Source organism: Methanomethylovorans sp. (assembly GCF_050177135.1).
Classification (GTDB): Archaea; Halobacteriota; Methanosarcinia; order Methanosarcinales; family Methanosarcinaceae; genus Methanomethylovorans.
In genome coordinates this window covers 2,892-4,515 of the sequence record NZ_JBFXHJ010000161.1, presented here as the reverse complement: position 1 = coordinate 4,515, position 1,624 = coordinate 2,892, and the positions used below count along the sequence as shown (strand labels likewise).

Annotated in this window: 1 pseudogene; it reads right to left on the bottom strand. The window is 46.5% G+C overall.

Features of this window, described 5'->3' with window-relative positions:
- Positions 1-1,624, bottom strand: a pseudogene (locus tag AB7U21_RS10540) (DNA polymerase II large subunit); the annotation flags it as partial.

The window sequence follows — 1,624 nt, the reverse complement described above, 5'->3', positions numbered from 1 at the left end:
CAAGCGTTCCCACAAGATCCTCGATGCCCTGAGCATTATAATAAGGCTCAAGATGGTAATACCGGGATAAAAGATCATCTATATATCGTGTAGTTTTTAAAAGATATGTAGCACAGTCGTATGAAACGACGATATCCTGAACTTTAAGACATACCACCTGATCCCCGCTGGTGAGAGGCTTTCCATAAATGTCTTCGGAATAACCTATTTCCAGCAGTTTTTCCACTTGTATGCCAAGCTCATCGGCTCTTATATGTGTAAGAGGTATATCCGACATGTCATACCGTACGGTACCGTCCTTGAAGGTATACAGTTCATGCTTGGCACGCAAAATGCCTTTTTCAAGTGGTTCAGGGGTCATGTTGCGTGACATCATCCTTTTGACACCTTTGATGGCATCCAGGTTCGATTCACGTTCACCCAGCTTCTCAAAGGCCCGCTGATATACTTTCTTGAAATCAAGGCTCTGCATGCGGGCACATGTAGTGTTCACACCGCATTTGGGGCACGTTTCCTTGTTGATCGAAAGGCCACATCTCGGACAGGATAGCTTAGGAATGGTGAATTCTCCACATTCACATCTGAACTCGTAGGATCCCATTCCACATGCAGGACATATCCGTGAGCCGATCTCCACTTTAATAAGCCCGACTTTGCCATTTACAGATTCTTTGTAACTGGCAGCGTCTTCAAGTTTGCGGGTATTTCCACCCGTTTCACCTATAGGGAACAGTGCATGAGGTGCAGGTGACATCATTCTTCGATCTGATTTTTCAGGTCTTCCCATGCGTGCTCCTATCCTTGAAGGGGCACGCGCCCTTACGAGCAGTCCACTGACCTTGTTGACTGCGTCAAGACCGGTTTCTGCATCAATATCTGTCCAATTTCTGTGAAGGTCCGTTCCTATGCCCAGACATCTGAGCAGCGGAAGAGGCTGCAAGATCAATATAGTGTCGTCAGATACTTTATGCAACACCAACATGTTTTCAAGCAGTATCTTGATACCGCTATCAGCACTTAATTTCCGAGGCAACGATAATACCGAGTGCTTTTCATCCAAAGACCCGTGTTCTTCGATGAACTCTGCCAGCCTTATAAGATCATTTGTCGTTATATCATGCCACAGATAAGTAAAATCCGGATGAAGAGGAACATTATGCTTCTCACATATCTCCAGGGCAAGTTCCTGGGAAGGATGCTTAAGTTCAGGCTTAGCTGACCCATCTTCACCGGTGGCAAAAGAGTATTCCTGTATCCACCATTCAAAGCAATATGATGAAGGAACCAATACATGATTGTTCTCAAGAAAGTCACCATAATTGATCAGGATCTCCCCGATATCGATGATATATCCAACTTCCGGGTGCAGCCTACGAGCTTCCTCTGCATCATCGATCCTGACAACATCACCGCACCTTAGCCTTACTGTAGGGCCTTCTATGGAATCCACAGGAGCCATGCCTGCAGCTTTACCAGGCCTTTCCACTTTAAGCTGAGTGCCCGGAGCAATGAAATCATCCAGGATCACCATGCTGGCCGGATTGATGCCAGCTGCGGCAAAAGAAGTATTACGTGACCTGCCATACCTTAGCCTGAACCCTCCGGGCCTTGAAGGATGGGAGAA